At 59.6% G+C, this 16,062-nt stretch carries 13 protein-coding genes; 6 read left to right on the top strand and 7 right to left on the bottom strand.

Annotation, left to right across the window (positions count from 1 at the left end; genetic code table 11):
- Positions 1-1,392, bottom strand: a complete 1,392-nt coding sequence (locus GRX64_RS16355; protein WP_166268803.1) for an MATE family efflux transporter — start codon at positions 1,390-1,392, stop codon at positions 1-3.
- Between the two features lie 279 nt (positions 1,393-1,671).
- Between GRX64_RS16355 and GRX64_RS16360 the strand changes: the two genes are divergently transcribed.
- The 4 genes from GRX64_RS16360 to msrB all read left to right on the top strand — a co-directional run bounded on the left by GRX64_RS16360 (position 1,672) and on the right by msrB (position 5,550).
- Positions 1,672-1,974 (top strand): hypothetical protein, encoded by a 303-nt coding sequence (locus GRX64_RS16360; protein WP_166268804.1) that lies wholly within the window; start codon positions 1,672-1,674, stop codon positions 1,972-1,974.
- Positions 1,975-2,059: 85 nt separating this feature from the next.
- Positions 2,060-2,761 carry a response regulator transcription factor gene (locus GRX64_RS16365; protein WP_166268805.1) on the top strand — a complete coding sequence of 234 codons (702 nt, stop codon included), beginning with the start codon at positions 2,060-2,062 and terminating at the stop codon, positions 2,759-2,761.
- 5 nt (positions 2,762-2,766) lie between these two features.
- Entirely contained in the window at positions 2,767-4,245 is a 1,479-nt protein-coding gene (locus tag GRX64_RS16370; RefSeq protein ID WP_166268806.1) for a sensor histidine kinase, read from the top strand.
- Between the two features lie 147 nt (positions 4,246-4,392).
- On the top strand, positions 4,393-5,550 hold the full coding sequence (gene msrB, locus GRX64_RS16375; RefSeq protein ID WP_166268807.1) for a peptide-methionine (R)-S-oxide reductase MsrB: 1,158 nt from the start codon (positions 4,393-4,395) through the stop codon (positions 5,548-5,550).
- A gap of 18 nt (positions 5,551-5,568) precedes the next feature.
- On the opposite strand, the gene GRX64_RS16380 is transcribed toward msrB, so the two are convergent.
- From GRX64_RS16380 to GRX64_RS16400, 5 genes are all read right to left on the bottom strand, one after another.
- Complete coding sequence (locus GRX64_RS16380) at positions 5,569-7,425, bottom strand: HAMP domain-containing methyl-accepting chemotaxis protein (protein ID WP_166268808.1); 1,857 nt, start codon at positions 7,423-7,425, stop codon at positions 5,569-5,571.
- A 245-nt stretch (positions 7,426-7,670) separates the two neighbouring features.
- Positions 7,671-8,981, bottom strand: a complete 1,311-nt coding sequence (locus GRX64_RS16385; protein ID WP_166268809.1) for a TRAP transporter large permease — start codon at positions 8,979-8,981, stop codon at positions 7,671-7,673.
- Positions 8,978-9,523, bottom strand: a complete 546-nt coding sequence (locus GRX64_RS16390) for a TRAP transporter small permease subunit (RefSeq protein WP_166268810.1) — start codon at positions 9,521-9,523, stop codon at positions 8,978-8,980. Before GRX64_RS16390 ends, GRX64_RS16385 begins: the two co-directional genes overlap by 4 nt.
- A 77-nt stretch (positions 9,524-9,600) precedes the next feature.
- Entirely contained in the window at positions 9,601-10,647 is a 1,047-nt protein-coding gene (dctP, locus tag GRX64_RS16395; protein ID WP_166268811.1) for a TRAP transporter substrate-binding protein DctP, read from the bottom strand.
- A gap of 306 nt (positions 10,648-10,953) precedes the next feature.
- Complete coding sequence (locus tag GRX64_RS16400; protein WP_166268812.1) at positions 10,954-12,402, bottom strand: amidase; 1,449 nt, start codon at positions 12,400-12,402, stop codon at positions 10,954-10,956.
- Between the two features lie 127 nt (positions 12,403-12,529).
- Here GRX64_RS16400 and GRX64_RS16405 point away from each other — a divergent pair, with 127 nt between their 5' ends.
- The gene (locus tag GRX64_RS16405) at positions 12,530-13,276 is read left to right on the top strand and encodes an enoyl-CoA hydratase/isomerase family protein (RefSeq protein ID WP_166268813.1); all 747 of its coding nucleotides are present in this window, start codon (positions 12,530-12,532) and stop codon (positions 13,274-13,276) included.
- A 186-nt stretch (positions 13,277-13,462) separates the two neighbouring features.
- Positions 13,463-14,113, top strand: a complete 651-nt coding sequence (locus GRX64_RS16410) for an MOSC domain-containing protein (RefSeq protein ID WP_166268814.1) — start codon at positions 13,463-13,465, stop codon at positions 14,111-14,113.
- A gap of 139 nt (positions 14,114-14,252) precedes the next feature.
- On the opposite strand, the gene GRX64_RS16415 is transcribed toward GRX64_RS16410, so the two are convergent.
- Entirely contained in the window at positions 14,253-15,845 is a 1,593-nt protein-coding gene (locus GRX64_RS16415) for a class I adenylate-forming enzyme family protein (RefSeq protein ID WP_166268815.1), read from the bottom strand.
- Between the last annotated feature and the right edge of the window lie 217 nt (positions 15,846-16,062).

Raw genomic sequence — 16,062 nt, forward strand, 5'->3', positions numbered from 1 at the left:
TCAGCTCCGGGACGCGGGCGCAAAGTAAAACAGCCGCAGGCCCAGCAACACACTGGCCGATGCCAGGCCACTGGTCAGCCCGATCCAGAATCCGGCGGCCCCCATGGCCGGCACCAGCCAGTTCTCGAAGGTCAGTACATACCCCAGCGGCATCCCCAGCACCCAAAACGAAAACAGCATGATCAGCATGGGCAGGCGAGTGTCCTTATAACCCCGCAAGGCACTGATGCACGTGACCTGAATCACATCCGCAATCTGGAAAAACGCCGCGAACACCAAAAGTGAAACCGTGACCCTCTGTACCGCAGGATCGCTGGTGTAGAGGCGGGCAATGGGGTCGGCATACGCAAACAGCGCAGTGGCGAACACCAACGCCACCGCAGCGGCCAGGATCAGAGAGCTGCGGGATAACAGGCGCGCAGTGTCCGGTGCCCGCGCGCCGACCAGGAAGCTGACCCGCAGGGTCAGTGCCATACCGATGCTCAGCGGCAGCATGAACAGCAGCGAAACCACGTTGAGGGCTATTTGATGACCGGCCACCACCACTGGCCCCAACGGCGCCAGAAACAGGGCAATCACTGAAAACATGCTGGCCTCGACAAAGATGGTAAAGCCGATGGGTACGCCGAGTCGCAGAATGGTGCCAATGCTCTGGATTTCAGGCCTTGCGCGTTCGGCGATCAGGTGAAAGCGCTGATAGGCCGCGCTGCGGTTCAGGTAAACCAGCAACGCGGCGACGGCCACCGCGTTCGAGATTGAGGTGGCCCAGCCACAGCCAATGCCCCCCATGGCGGGCAGCCCCAGTTTGCCGTAAATAAAAATGTAGTTGAGTGGTAAATTGATGAGCGTGCCCAGTACCGAGAACACCATGATGACCTTGGTGTGGCCCAGACCGTCGGTCAGGCCCCGAAGTGCAGCCATGAGCAGCATCGCCGGCACGCCCCAGGCAAAGGCATCCAGGTAGCCCTGGGTAATGCGCGCGGTATTGATCTCCAGGTTCAGGGTGTCCAGCACGGGCCGCACGTTCAATAACAGCAGGACCATCAGCACGGTGGCACCGGCGCCAATGTATATCCCCTGCCAGGTGGCTGGCATGATACGACTGAATTCGCGGCCGCCACGATAGCCGGAGATAATCGGCTGTAAGGCGCTGAGAATGCCCATGAACAGCAGAAACAGCGGCATCCACAGACTGCTGCCGATGCCAACGGCGGCCAGGTCCTCGGCGCTGGCGTGGCCTGCCATCACGGTGTCGATGACACCGTTGGCCATCTGTGCCACTTGCGCAATCAAAATGGGCCCGCCGAGCAACCCCAGGGTTTTCCACTCCGACAGCGTGCGTTGCCACAGAGGCTGGCGGGGTTCGGGTATGGGTTGGTGTGTCTCGTCCAAGGTCAGTGCCTGTGTTCGCAAAGGAAAAGTCGGCCAGTCTAACGGAGCCTCGGCGCGATTGGATCAGGGCATGCCCTGATTGTCCAGGCGGTGGCGTAGCCACGGTCGTAGGTCGGAACTCGCCTCCGCATGCCCCCAACGAGGTTGTGATGGTTTTGTGATACTTGTGGTACACACTGTTTAAGGTTGCGTTATACCTCCGTGAGCCCAGGCGTCCACTGTTGCACCTGAAGCCTGCAACATCCAATGCAGGTCCAACACGAATGCACGGAGAAACGTATGCTAATGGTTACTCGAATGGTATTTACCGCAGCCCTGACCGTCGCCACCATGGGGATTGGTCCGGTCCACGCGGATGAGATGAAATCGTCTGACAGCATGTCGCAGGCTTCCATGAAGCAAGACGGCATGAAAGACGACGCCATGATGCACAAGGACATGAAAAAAGACGGTATGAAAGACCATGGCATGAAGGATGACGCCATGGAGCATAAGGCCATGAAGCAAGATGCGATGGAAAAACAGACTATGATGGAAGAGGGCATGGCCGCTGACGCAATGAAGAAAGACACCCAGGAATAAGCCGATACCGGCTGTCCTGTCAGGCGCCCGCCCTTGAATCCGGCGGGCGGCCTGGCGGGCACCGATCACGACACATCGAGAGTCTATGACACGCACCGTACTCATAATTGAAGACAACCCCGGCATCGCCCAGCTCGTTCGTATGCATGTGGAGGATCTGGGGTGTTTGGTGGAGGTCGCCGACCGGGGTGATACCGGCCTGGCACGCTATCGTCAGGGTGGCATTGACCTGGTGGTACTGGACATCATGCTGCCGGGTCTTGACGGTTTGGCGGTGTGCCGGGAGATCCGGTCAGACCCCGGGTATACGCCGGTACTGATGTTAACCGCGAAAAGCACCGAACTGGACCGGGTGCTCGGGCTTGAAATGGGCGCTGATGACTATCTCACCAAACCGTTCAGCGTGGCCGAGCTGGCGGCCCGGGTGAAGGCCCTGTTCCGTCGGGTGGACGCCATGGCAGCCACGCCTGAGACTGCCACCGAAAATAAAGTCATTGAGTGCGAGGGCCTCCGGATTGATCCGGCCCGTCGCAAGGTGCAGGTGGGCGGCGCCGAGGTTGACCTGACCGCTCGCGAGTTTGACCTGCTCTGGCATTTCGCCAGTCACCCGGGCCGGGTGTTCAGCCGCATGCAATTGCTGGATACGGTCTGGGGGTATAACCACGAAGGGTATGAGCATACCGTCAACACCCATATTAATCGCTTGCGCGGCAAGATTGAGCGAGACCCGGCCAATCCTTACTTTATCCAGACCGTCTGGGGCGTCGGTTACCGGTTTCGAGAATAAACATCATGCTTAAAACACTCTATACCCGGCTCGCCCTGGGCCTGTTTGTGCTGCTGATTGCGGTGGGGCTGGTGTATTCGTCCATCAGTCTGTATTCGCTGCGTGAGTACAACGCCTCGCTGAATCAGGAACTGAACCGCGATCTGGCCAAAAAGCTGGTTCAGGACCGCAATCTGGTCTACGAAGGCCGTCTCGACGAAAAAGCCCTGAAAGAGCTGTTCTCGCTCTACATGACCATCAACCCCAGCATTGAAATATACCTGCTCGACCTGGACGGCAAGATCCTGTCCTACTCGGCGGACCCGGACAAGATCAAGCGTAACCGGGTGTCCATGGCGCCGATCAGGACACTGCTGGCGGACATGACCGCCTACCCGGTGCTGGGCGATGACCCGCGCAGCCATGATCGGCAAAAAGTGTTTTCCGTGACCGAGGTGCCGTCCGCCGATGCGCCGGAGGGTTATTTATACGTGGTCCTCCGGGGTGAGGAATACGATGCCGCCGAATGGCTGGCCCGCAGTGATCACTTCATTGAAATGAGCGCCTGGGCAGTCACCATCAGTCTGGTCTTCGGCATGCTGGCGGGGCTGGCGGTGTTTCGGTTACTGACCCGACGGTTGCGTCAGCTGACGGGACTGGTGGAACAGTTTGAAAACACCGGTATGAGCCATCAGCCGCACCAGACCTGGCAGCAGCAACGCCCGGTTACCCGGGACGAGATCGACTACCTGGGCGTGACGTTTGATCACATGGCCCAGCGTATTGCCTGCCAGATTGATGAACTGCAGGAGAAAGACGCCCTGCGCCGGCGGCTGGTGGCGCAAGTGTCCCACGACCTTCGGACGCCGCTGGCCTCGATGCAGGGCTATGTGGAAAGCCTGCGACTGAAGCGCGACAAGCTGTCGGTGGCAGAGCAGGAACGGTTTCTGGATATCGCTCTCGATGAGGGTCGACGCTTGAGTCATCTGGTGGACGAACTGTTTGAGCTGGCGGCGCTGGAAGCCCGAGAAAAGAAACCGGCACCGGAACCGTTTGCACCGGCCGAGCTGATTCACGACGTAGCTCATAAACACGCGCCGGAAGCGGAGAAGAAGCAGGTCAACCTGGCGCTCTCCGGGCCCACGTCGTTGCCTCTGGCGTATGGCGATCTGGGCATGACCGAGCGGGTCCTGGACAACCTGATCAGCAACGCCATTACCTACAGCCCGGAAGGCGGCTCAGTGGATCTGGCCATGAGCGCTGATCCGCACTGGCTGACGGTCAGCGTGGCGGATTCTGGGCCAGGGGTTTCCGAGCAGGACCTGCCGCATATTTTTGATGCCTTTTACCGAGGCAGCGCCCGCAATGCCAGTGGCCATGCCGGACTGGGTCTGGCCATTGCAAAACGCATCATGGACCTGCAGGGCGGGCACATTGAGGCGCATAACCGCGAGGCCAGGGGCGCGGTCTTTATTATCCGTCTGCCGTTGCATCAGGCTGCCTGATTTGCCTCCGGACTGATCCCGCGAGCGTTATACAATCGTAATAACTTATAGATCAATGCGTGAAGGTTTATCGGCACACTGGCCTCATGAACAAAACGTAGGCCGTTAGTCACGGCAGAGTGTGCATCCAGCAAAAGAGGTGAAATTATGAGACGTCCAATTGTATTTGCCGCATTGGCATTGGTCGCCGGGCTCGTTGGCTTTCAGGTCAGCGCAAAGGATGAGATGAAGGATAGCAAGTACGCCCCGGACGATCCGTCGCTCAGCGTCGCGACGTTTGCCGGTGGTTGTTTCTGGTGTGTGGAAGCCAGTTTTGAAGAGCTGCCCGGCGTCGTGGAAGCCGTGTCCGGCTATAGCGGCGGTGACGAAGTAGACCCGACGTATAAGCAGGTATCGTCTGGCAGAACCGGCCATACCGAAGCCGTCCAGGTCTATTACGACCCCAAGGTGATTACCTATGAAGGCTTGCTGCAACGGCTCTGGCGCACCATGGACCCGACCGACGCCAATGGCCAGTTTGTGGACCGTGGCCAGCAGTACCGTCCGGCCATCTTCTACCACAATGCGGAAGAGAAACGCATCGCCGAAGCATCGAAAGCTGCGCTGGCCGCCAGTGGTCGTTACGACAAGCCGGTGGTGATCGAGATCGTACCGTTCGAGTCGTTCTACAATGCCGAGGCCTACCATCAGGACTACTACTTGACGAATCCGGTGCGCTACAAGGTCTACACCTTCAACTCAGGCCGCTATCAGTTTGTCGACAAGATCTGGGGCGAAGACCGTAACATCGATTACAGCCAATTCCGTCCCGGTGCCATGGGCTCGGATATGAGCAAACAGGCGGCGGAACCGCAGTCGTACCGCAAGCCCAGCAAAGAGGAACTGAAGGCAACACTGACACCGCTGCAATACCGTGTGACGCAGGAAGACGGCACCGAAAAGCCCTTTAACAACGAGTATTGGGACGAAAAACGCCCCGGTATCTATGTGGATGTGGTTTCCGGCGAGCCGCTGTTCTCCTCCGCCGACAAGTATAAGTCAGGCACCGGTTGGCCGAGCTTTGTGCGCCCCATCAGCCCGGATGTGGTGGTCGAGAAAGAAGACCGGTCCCTGTTTGGCGTGCGCATCGAGATTCGCAGCGCGCTGGCGGATTCCCACCTGGGCCATGTGTTTAACGATGGCCCGCCGCCAACCGGTCTGCGGTACTGCATGAACTCCGCCGCCCTGCGGTTCATTCCGAAGTCCGAAATGGCCGAGGCCGGTTACGGCGAATACCTTGATCGGGCCACGTCACCGATCAGCTAAGGGAGCGCCGGCCCCGGTTCAGATTCGGAACCGGGCAACCTGCTCACGCAGACTTTCCCCCAATTGCGCCAGCTCATTGCTGGCGCTCGCCACTTGCTCGGTCGAGGTGGCCGACTGATCGCTGACGTCCCGGATCAGAGTGACATTCTCATTGATGTTTTCGGCCACCGACGACTGCTCCTCCGCTGCGGTGGCAATCTGGTTGTTGTATTGCCGGATCTCCTCGACCGCCAGACCGATGTCCTTGATCGTATCCCCGGTGGAGCGCGCGCTGGTCAGCGTCTGGTTGGCCAGGGCAGTACCGGATTCCATGGTTTTGACCGACGATTCGGCACTGGACACCAGATTGCCGATCAGCTTCTCGATCTCGGACGCCGAGGACTGCGTGCGTTTGGCGAGCGAGCGCACTTCATCCGCCACAACTGCAAAGCCGCGACCCTGTTCGCCGGCCCTGGCGGCTTCGATGGCGGCATTCAGCGCCAACAGGTTGGTCTGGTCCGCCACCGATTTGATCACATCCAGCACCGAGCCAATGTTGTGGGTATCCGTTTGCAGGCCCCGGATGCGGGTCGTGGCGTTCTCAACTTCGGTGTTGAGCTTGGTCACGTAGGACAGGGTTTCGCCGACCGCGTGTTCTCCGACGGTGGATTTTTCGCTGGCGTGGCCGGCGGCACTGAAGGCTTCCTCTGCACTGCGGGCAACTTCATTGACCGTGGCCACCATTTCGTTCATGGCGGTGGCTACCTGGTCGGTTTGATCCCGTTGCTGGGTGACACCGGCGCTGGCCTGCCGGGTTACGGTGGACAGTTCCTCGGCCGATGACGCAATGTTGGTGGCGCCGGCGTTAATGCCCTGCACCAGTTCCCGCAGGTTGGTCACCATGGCCCCCAGGGCATTCAGCAACTGGCCCAGCTCGTCGCCGCGTCGGCTGCTGACCTGGGTGCGCAGATCACCGTTGGCAACTTCTTGCGCCACGTTAACCGCTTCGCGGATAGGCCGCACAATACTGCGCGTCAGTGCCACCGCCAGCAGGATGCCCAGCGCGATCACGGCCGCGGTGGCGGCAATGATCATGGTAACGGCCTGAGTGCGGGCGTCGTCCATTTTGGCCAACTGGATGGCCTGCAGAGTCTCGGCCGCCTCGACGCTGGCGCGCGCAACCGCGACCATGGCTGCCTCCAGCTCCTGTGAGGTCTGATTGATGCTGATGGTGGCCTTGAAATCATCCAGGTAGAGGTTGAACAGGTCCACGATCTGGCCTTTGAAATCGTCATCGAGAGAGGACGATTTGATGGTGCGGATGGCGCGGTCGGCGGTCACGTCAAAATTCATCAGCACGTCGGTCTGGTTGTTCATCAGGTAGCCACGCTCGTCCCTGCGCAGCTGTTTCAGGACCGAGTTGGCAGCAAACAGGTCTTCCTCGATACTGAGACGGCCTTCCAGTTTCCAGGCGTCGTCTTCGAGAGTGTTAATGGCCTGCGCGCGGGCGACCACGACGGCGGCCATCTCTTCCAGCAGCGCCTGGTAGCGCTGGGTGCCATCTTCAATGGTTGCCAGCAACTCCAGGTCGCTCGGTACGACCAGCTGTTGTTGCAGCCGATCGGCCTGATCAATGACCTCCTGGCTCAGTAGTTGTGCTTTTTCAACATCTTGCTCGCTTTTGCGAAGCAGAATGTTTTTCTCCTCGATTCGTGCACTCAACAGGGCCGATTTGATGCTGCTGGTTGCCGAGACAATGGCGGACCGTTCCCCATAACGAGTGATGGTTTGCAGGCCGGTAAGGCCAATCAGTACCGCCAGCACGATCAACAGTGTGAAACCAATGACGAGTTTTCGCCCTATGGACAGGTTGGAGTACAGCCGGGTCAAACCCATGAAAGACGTCCTTTGATGTTTTTGTTAGCACAGTGTTGGTTAGCACAAGGAGGGAGCTACTGCTCTGACCGAATTGCTGCCAAGAAGCCGTTACCATTAAAGATAGGAAATCCGTCGCTGTAAAGTAAATGTCAATTGCGGCGCCCGTGACCGCTGACCCACGGCTGGTTGCCGGGCCTTCAGGGTGGCGGGGAGGAAAGGTGTCCCGCAAGGCAAGCGCCCTGCGGGACAGGTCATTGCGGCAACTAGAAGAACAGGTTGGGCAAGTAGGTGGCGATACTGGGGAAGATCATGATCAACCCGAGCCCGACAATCTCCACCAGCACAAACGGAATGATCGAGCCGTAAATGTCCTTCATGGTGATGCTCGGAGGCACCACCCCTTTCAGGTAAAACAGATTGAAGCCGAACGGTGGCGTCATGTAGCCGATTTCCATGTTGATCACGAACAGGATGCCGAACCAGATCGGATCAAAGCCCAGGGATTCAACAATGGGCATGAACACCGGCAGTGTGATCAGCATGATGCCGACCGGGTCGAGCACCATCGCCAGCAGGAACGTGATCAGCATCATCGACAGGATAATGCCCCACGGGCCACCGGGGATCATCTGCACGAAGCCCTCAATCAATTCCTGGGCGCCCATGCTCTGGTAAGCCGCGCTGAAGGCGTGGGCGGCAAACAGAATCCACATGATCATACCGGTCAGCTTGAAGGTGCGGATCGAGGCTTCCTGAATCAGGCCCCAGGTAAACTTGCGATACACCAGCGCGGAAATCAGCGCCCCCAGCACCCCGACAGCGGCGGCCTCGGTGGGCGTGGTGATACCACCAATGATCGAGCCCAGCACCATGACCACAATCAGGATGGGCAGAATCACACTGCGCAGGGCACGGAATTTCTCAGGCCAGGAAGCACGTTCCTCCGGTGGCAGGGCGGGTGCCAGATGGGGCTGGAAGTAGCAGCGAATCACAATATAGCCGATGGTCAGCACCATCAGCAGAATGCCCGGCAGGACCCCGGCGGCAAACATCTTGCCGACGGAGACGCCGGTAATCAGGGCGTACAGAATCATCAGGATGCTGGGGGGGATCAGTATGCCCCAGCCACCGCCGGTGTTGATGCAGCCCAGGGCCATGTTTTTGTCGTAGCCCCGCTCCAGCATCGACGGCAGGGCAATGGTGCCCATGGCCACCACGGCCGCGCCGCTGATGCCGCACATGGCGGCAAAAATCGCACAGATAAACAGGGTGCCGATGGCGAGGCCGCCGCGCACACCGCCCCACCAGAGGTACATCATGCGGTAAAGGTCGTTGGCGACGCCGGTGCGCTCCAGAATCATCGCCATAAACACAAACAGCGGTATGGCCACCAGGGTGAAACTGCCCATGGTGCCCCAGATCTGGGACGACACCATGTAGAAGGAGTCAAACCCCCAGGTGAAATATAGAAATACAACCGAGACACCGCCCAGCACGAAAGCCAGCGGCAACCCGAGAATCAGGAAAAACAGCAGGGAGCCAAAAAACAGCAGGGTCAGAATTTCAATACTCACACGTGCTCTCCTGCTTCTTCTTCCGGCTCAGGCGTGTAGTAGCTGAGATTGAAGGCAATGGCGATGTCCTGCAGTAATTTGACGACGCCCTGGAGCACCAGCAAGCCAGCGCCCAGTGGAATGGCGGCCTTGATCGGCCAGATCGGCGGATTCCAGGCAGAATAAGTGGTCTCAAGGTTGCGAATCGATTCCTGCGCCATGTCGGCGCCGAAGTACAGCAGGGCCAGGGTAAAAATGAAAAACACGATGGAGGTGAAGATATCCAGACCGGCCCGGGTGCGGCGGCCGAAATGCGAATACAGCAGGTCCACGTTGACATGGCCTCTGTGGGCCATGATGTAACCACCGGACAGAATGGCGTAAACGCCAAACAGCATCTGCGTCAACTCATTGGTCCACACGGTGGGTGCATTGAGCAGGTAGCGGAAGCCTACTTCCAGCAGCAGCAGAACAAACATGGCAGCGACTAACCAGGCAACCCATCGACCGATAAAATCGTTCAGACGGGTGACGCCGTTCATGAATGCAGTGAGCGCACGCATGGCAACCTCCGGGACGGCAAAAAAAACGAGGAAAAACCGGGCACTCGCACAGGAGTACCCGGCACTGGGGTGTTGGCTTACAGGTAACCGAGTTCGGTCAGGTAGGCTTTCAGCATATCGAGTGCTTCCTGAGCCTTATCGCTGCGCTTGCCTTCTTCATCCCACATGGACTGGGCAGTTTTGACCAGCCGGTTCTGAACGTCGTCCGGCAGAGTGTTGACCTCAACGCCCATTTCTTTGATGGCTTTGGCCAGGGTGACACGCTCTTTGAACAGGTACTCATTGGTGCGAACCCAGAACTGCTCGGCCAAAGCCTGCTTGACGATCAGCTGCATGTCTTCGGGCAGCTTATCCAGCGCTTTCTGACTGACGATGATGGCGTCCGTGCCGGCGATGTTCAGGCCTGGCTGCACGTGGTATTTCGCCACCTCGTACAGGCCCATGCTGTAGGCCCCTTGTGCTGCGCCCCAATGGGCACCGTCAACCACGCCGGAGTCCAGTGCGGAATACAACTCGCCGCCCGGAATGTAAGAGGCCGCCGCACCGGCTTCGGTCAGGAACTTCTGCAGAGCACCGGAAGACCGAATCTTGAGGCGGGTGAAGTCGTCCCAGGTCTTGATTGGGTTTTTCACCACCATCTCGGTGGGGTAGACCTTGTCCGTGGCCCAGTAAACGCCATATTGAGCGGCTTCATCCCGGAGCATTTGTTCAAAGCCAAGGCCCTGATGGAAGTAGGCGGCTTCCCAGACATTGCGGAAAGCAAACGGCAGGCCGGAGGCGATGCCTGCCAGGGTCATCTTATCTTGCGCGTACGCGGGTGAAATGGTGCCCATTTCAAGGATGCCACGGCTGACAGCGTTGAACGTTTCCTGAGCCTTGAACAGCGCGCCGGATTCGTACAGGGTGAGCTTCAGTCGGCCATCGGTGCGTTCTTCCAGAACATTCTTCAACCGAACCAGACTGTCGGTGTAGGAGCTGCTGGCGCCCGGCCAGTGGGATTGTACCTTCCAGGTGAAGGTTTCCTGGGCCAGGACCGCGCCGCTAGTCAGGACGGCGGATATTCCCAGCGTCAGGGCAGAGGCATAAACGGTCAGTTTTCTTCGGTAGTGAGTCAGCGTGTGCATGGGTCGACCTCTTGTTGTTGTCAAAAAAGCAGAGACTGCGTTTTCTGTGTCGCGTTTCGCACTGCGGTACTAGTGGTTGCAGAACGAATCACCGTTCTCCGAATTTATCACATGGATGGTTATTTGCAATAGCACGGTGGTTTAAGTTCTCTTCACTTAGGATAGAACATCGCGGCACATCGTGTCGGTTCACCGATGCGATGGCTGGCACAGGCCGTGGCGGCTCGGTTCGGGGCCAGCGAACCCTGCGCCACGCCTTGCTTGCCGCCGTACCCTGTCACATTGGCGACTCGGCAGGTTGAGGCCTCAGGTGGACAGGACACGGCGGGTGACGCCGGCGTTTTGCAGCTGTCGGGCATACTCGATCAGCGTGCGGTCGCTGAATTTCGGCCCGACGATCTGTACCGCCAGCGGCAGGCCTTCCGGTGAGAGCCCGATCGGAACACTGAGGGCGGGCAAGCCGGCGACGGCGGCCAGCCCGGCCCAGACGGTTGCCTCCAGATAGGGTCTGGGTTGACCGTTGATGGTCAGGGTACGGTCAGTGGCCGGACGGTCCTGCGAGTGGGGGAACGGCAGCGTGTTGATGACCGGACACAACAGCACATCGTAGTGCTGGAAAAACTCAGCCCAACGGGCCTGCAGCTGGGCTCGCTGTTCATCCTGCGCAAGCCAGTGTGCGTGGGACTGGGTGGCGCCCCGGGCAAAGCGCGTGCGGTAATCATTCTGGCGCGACGTGGTGGCGAACTCGGTGAGTTTGTCGTGCATGGCCGGCGCCAGTCCGCCACCGATGACACCGGCCAACAGGTCGTAATACAACGCGTCGATTCTCTTCAGCGACCACCCCACCGGTCGGGCATCAGGCGTGATTGAGGCGCCAAGCGCTTGCAGCGACGCGATCACTTGCTGCAAACCCGTCCGGACCGCTGCATCCACCGGGGCGTAGTCATCGTCAACCCAGGTGGCAACGCGATACTGGGTCAGTGGGATTTCGCGCGCCGCCGGCAAGGCGATCTGCCACCCCGGCGCCAAGTCGTCGTCGGGCCCTGCCAGCAACATCAGCGCCTGTTCCAGGTCGTCCAGATGGCGAGCCATGGGGCCGGCCACGGTGATGTCCCGATGTGCCAGATTGCCCGGTGGGCCGGGAATGTGGCCGCGTGTGGGTACCAGGCCATAGGTCGGTTTGAGGCCGTACACGCCACAGAAAGCCGCCGGGGTGCGAATCGAGCCGCCGATGTCGCTGCCCAGTTCCAGCGGCGTCAGGCCCGCCGCCAAGGCCGCTGCAGCGCCGCCAGAGGAGCCGCCGGGCGTAAGCTTGACGTCCCAGGGGTTGCGGGTGGTGCCGTACAGGCTGTTGTAGCTTTGCAGGTCTCCGGCCAGTTCCGGCACGTTGGTCTTGCCCATGATAATGGCGCCCGCGTCGATCAGCCGTTGCACGGCTGGCGCGGTGCGGGTGGAGACGTGCTGCCGCAGCTTGCCGTGGCCGCTGGTGGTAAGCCAGCCTTCAAGCTCAAAGGTTTCTTTGATGGTCATGGGCACACCGTGCAACGGGCCCCAGCTTTCGCCCCGCTCGGCCGCGGCATCGGCGGCTTGAGCCTGACGTCTGGCGGTTTCGGACTGAATCACCACCACCGCATTGAGCTCGGGGTTGAGGCGTTCAATCCGCTCCAGAAAATGATCCAGTACCGTCTCGGCGGTATAGCGGCGATGCCGGATGCCGTCGGCGAGATCAAAACAACTGAGGGTATGAAACGTCATCGGAGCTCCAATAGAACTGGGTCAGGGCATCGAACGGTGCACGAACATGGATTAACCGTACAATTTGTGAAACAGTATTTCGCAAATTCGATGCAATGTACAAATCAACGCAATTGGGAGACGCCGGATGATTCGAATCGAGCAAGAGCGCGGACTGGTCCACCTGATTATTGATCGTCCCGAAAAAAAGAACGCCCTCACGCGCAGCATGTACGAGACTCTGACAGAGGCGGTGGATCAGGCCGCCGGGGACGACTCTGTGCACGCCATCGTGATTACCGGTGCCGGTAATGTGTTTACCGCCGGTAACGACCTGGACGATTTTCGTACCCGGGCTGCCGAGGAAAATCCAGAGCCGTCGGCGGGTCTGGCCCTGATCGAGCGACTGATGATGTGCCATACGCCGGTGATTGCCGGGGTGGAGGGGCTCGCCATCGGCATCGGTACCACCCTGCTGATGCATTGCGATGCGGTGGTGGCGGCCGAATCCGCTGTCTTCAGGACCCCGTTTGTGGACCTCGGGCTGTGCCCGGAAGCCGCCTCCACCGTCACCATGCCCCTGCACCTGGGTTTTCGTCAGGCCAGCGGTCTGTTGCTGATGGGGGACACTCTTTCCGGCAGCGAGGCCCTTGCCTGTGGCCTGGCCAGCCAACTTGTAACCGACGGCGAAGCCACTGCAGCGGCCCTGACGCAGGCACGGAAACTGACCGGCAAGCCCCGGGAGGCCTTACGAACCAGCAAGCAATTGCTCAAGGCGCCGTGGCAAGAGAGCATGCTGGCGGCTCTGAACCGGGAGCGGGAAGCCTTTGGCGCGCGCCTGCGCTCGGACGATTGCCAGCAGGCCCTGGCCGCCATTGGTTCACGCAAGCGCTAACGCGGGCGCCCCGTACCGCAACGGGTAGTCTCTCAGCGGCAGTCTCCCGGTGGATAGACTCTCAAAGTACCTTGCCGCCATGCGATGAACCCGGCAGGGGTCACCACACAGTGAAATACCGCTACACTGTGGGAAAGCTCGATTGAGCCGCCGAGTGGGTGGCGACATTCGTTGAGGGAGGGGGCGATGGAGGTCGTATCGGTGAACGTATCCGTACCCAGGAACGTCGACTATGAGGGCAATACGTTGTCCACCGGGATTTTTAAGCAGCCGGTCCGGGGCCCCGTCTATCTGTCAAAAACCAACCTGGCGGGCGACCGGCAGGCCGACCTGAAGAATCACGGCGGCGAGGACAAAGCCGTGTACGCCTTCTCATCCGACCACTACCCCTACTGGCGAGAGGTCCTGGGACCGCCGGACCTGTCGCCGGGTACGTTTGGTGAAAACCTGACCATCGCCGGCCTTGACGAGTCGGCGCTGCACATTGGTGATCAGCTGCGCATCGGGAGTTGCCTGCTGGAAGTGTCTCAACCCCGGGTACCCTGCTTTAAACTGGGTCTGGCAGTCGGCCAAAAAACCATGCCCCGGATGTTCAGTGCCCATGCCGAGACCGGCGTGTATCTCCGGGTGTTGTCCGAGGGATATATTGCCGCCGGAGACTCCGTGACAGTCGTCCGGCAAGGCGCCTCCGGGCTCAGTGTGAAGGCGCTGTACCGGGCGGTTTACGACAGAACGTGTCGTGAGAGCCAAGCCATCATGGCGCGGGCGGTGCTCATTCCGGAATTGTCCCGCGACTGGAAGGACATGCTGTCAGTCAGGCTGTCACGGGGTCACTAGTGTGGCGCCCTGCAGTGGCTGATCAGGCGGTGGCTTTTCAGGCCAGCGAAGTAACCAGACAAGGCGCTGACGCACCTCGAATCAATACGGGCAACCTCCTCGTCGTGCCACCCCGTGGCCATGGGCGGTGGCCACCGGGTTACTCGTTCCAGTAGGTAGCCCGCAGCTCCCGCTTCAGTACCTTGCCGATGGTGCTGCGTGGCAAGGTTTCCCGGAACTCAATGGCCGCCAGGCGTTGGGCTTTGCCCAGGCGGTCGTTGGCCCAGGCCAGGATGTCGGCTTCCCGGTCGTTCATTTGGGGTTTTCGGACCACCAACCCCAGGGGTGTCTCGCCCCATCGGTCGCTGGGAATGCCGATAACGGCCACATCGGCAACCGCCGGATGGCTGAGCAGCACCTTTTCCAGATCCACTGCATAAATGTTGAAGCCGCCTGAAATAATCATGTCCTTTCGGCGGTCGAGAATGGTCAGGAAGCCGTCCTCGTCCAGTCGCCCCATATCACCACTCTTATAGAACACATCGCCTTCCGGGCTGGTCCAGATCATGTCCCGGGTTTGCGCCTCGCGGTGGTAGTAGCCCCGCATCATGGCGCCGGCACGACCGGCAATCTCACCAATTTCGCCGACCGCCAGCGCGTTCCCCTGTTCATCGAGAATGCGGACTTCAGAGCCTTCGGTCGGTTGCCCGACCGTGCCCCACTTGTCCGGGTACTGGCCGCAGTCGAGACTGGTGGAAATGCCACCTTCGGTGAGCCCGTAAACCTCCAGCAGATTGCCAGGCCAGCGGGCCATGGCATCGCGGATCACCTCTGCCCGCAAGGGCGCGCTGGTGGAGAGCTTGAGTTTGAAGCTGGAAAGATCAAAGCGATCGAAGTTGGGTTCCGCCAAAAGCCGCTGGATTTGAACGGGCACCAGCATGGCGTGGGTCACCCGGTGATTTTGGGCCAGTTCGAGAAACCGCTGGGCATCAAATTTTGCCATCAGCACCAGTGTGCCCCCGTTAAACAGTGTGGGCAGCGCCGACACCAGCGTGGTGTTTGAGTACAGTGGCGTCGACACCAGATTGATCGCCTTGCCGTCCAGACCATTGCTGGTCATGCGTTTGATCTGCCGGGACCGGAAACGGTAATCGTGCAGAATGCCCTTGGGCGTGCCGGTGGTGCCAGAGCTGTAAATAATATTGAAGGCGTCGTCCAGGGTGACGTCGGCGGGTAACGCCTCAATGGACGCGTTGGCAAGCCAGTCCGGCAGTGTAACGCCGCTGTCCGAGGGCCGGAAATCCAGCCCGATGCGCTGGTCCGAGGCTATGTTGAGCAGGTCTTCCTGAATTTCTTCGTACAGGCCCTCGTTGCGTCGGGAGAGAAACAGAAAATGCGCCTCACAGTCATTGATCATAAGCGCCAGGGACTCGCCACTGGCCATGCCCGACAAGGGCACCATGCAGCCGCCGGCCACCAGGGTGCCCAGGTACAGGGCAACGTAATCGGCGCTGTTCTCCGACAAGCCCGCCACCGTATCGCCGGTTTGCAGGCCATACGCCCGCAGTTGGTTGGCAATGGCGTTGACGCGATCAATCAGGGCGCGCCAGTTCAGGGTGTGGTCCCCGTCGATCAGCGCGAGCTTGTCAGGCTGGCTGGTGGCGTAGCGCTGGATCCGGTTGCCAATCGGTTCCAGAGACTCCTGCGAGTTCAGCGGTGCATAGACTGGCATTTTCTGCACGGAATCTTTCATTTCTTAGCCTTTGATGATTGCTGTGTTTTGACTAGTGAAATTAATTTCCGAATATATTGACTCAAAACCGGAAGGCATGACAAATTAAATGCTGAGTGTCTCGTCTGGTCAATTCTTTAATCCACTGTATGACGCCAAAATCTCTGACCAGGGATCTGGGCGCCGGCCGTTGGGAGTGTCTGAGGGCTTAGATAGCTGCGTCACGCTGGCTCGATTT

It is taken from the genome of Marinobacter caseinilyticus (assembly GCF_011074955.1).
Lineage (GTDB): Bacteria > Pseudomonadota > Gammaproteobacteria > Pseudomonadales > Oleiphilaceae > Marinobacter > Marinobacter caseinilyticus.

Bases quoted from the DNA above. Each gene is read 5' to 3' on its own strand.
- GRX64_RS16410 (WP_166268814.1), top strand. From the start codon at position 13,463: ATGGAGGTCGTATCGGTGAACGTATCCGTACCCAGGAACGTCGACTAT.
- GRX64_RS16380 (WP_166268808.1), bottom strand. From the start codon at position 7,425: ATGGGTTTGACCCGGCTGTACTCCAACCTGTCCATAGGGCGAAAACTC.
- msrB (WP_166268807.1), top strand. From the start codon at position 4,393: ATGAGACGTCCAATTGTATTTGCCGCATTGGCATTGGTCGCCGGGCTC.
- GRX64_RS16405 (WP_166268813.1), top strand. From the start codon at position 12,530: ATGATTCGAATCGAGCAAGAGCGCGGACTGGTCCACCTGATTATTGAT.
- GRX64_RS16365 (WP_166268805.1), top strand. From the start codon at position 2,060: ATGACACGCACCGTACTCATAATTGAAGACAACCCCGGCATCGCCCAG.
- GRX64_RS16370 (WP_166268806.1), top strand. From the start codon at position 2,767: ATGCTTAAAACACTCTATACCCGGCTCGCCCTGGGCCTGTTTGTGCTG.
- GRX64_RS16390 (WP_166268810.1), bottom strand. From the start codon at position 9,523: ATGCGTGCGCTCACTGCATTCATGAACGGCGTCACCCGTCTGAACGAT.
- GRX64_RS16415 (WP_166268815.1), bottom strand. From the start codon at position 15,845: ATGAAAGATTCCGTGCAGAAAATGCCAGTCTATGCACCGCTGAACTCG.
- GRX64_RS16400 (WP_166268812.1), bottom strand. From the start codon at position 12,402: ATGACGTTTCATACCCTCAGTTGTTTTGATCTCGCCGACGGCATCCGG.
- dctP (WP_166268811.1), bottom strand. From the start codon at position 10,647: ATGCACACGCTGACTCACTACCGAAGAAAACTGACCGTTTATGCCTCT.
- GRX64_RS16360 (WP_166268804.1), top strand. From the start codon at position 1,672: ATGCTAATGGTTACTCGAATGGTATTTACCGCAGCCCTGACCGTCGCC.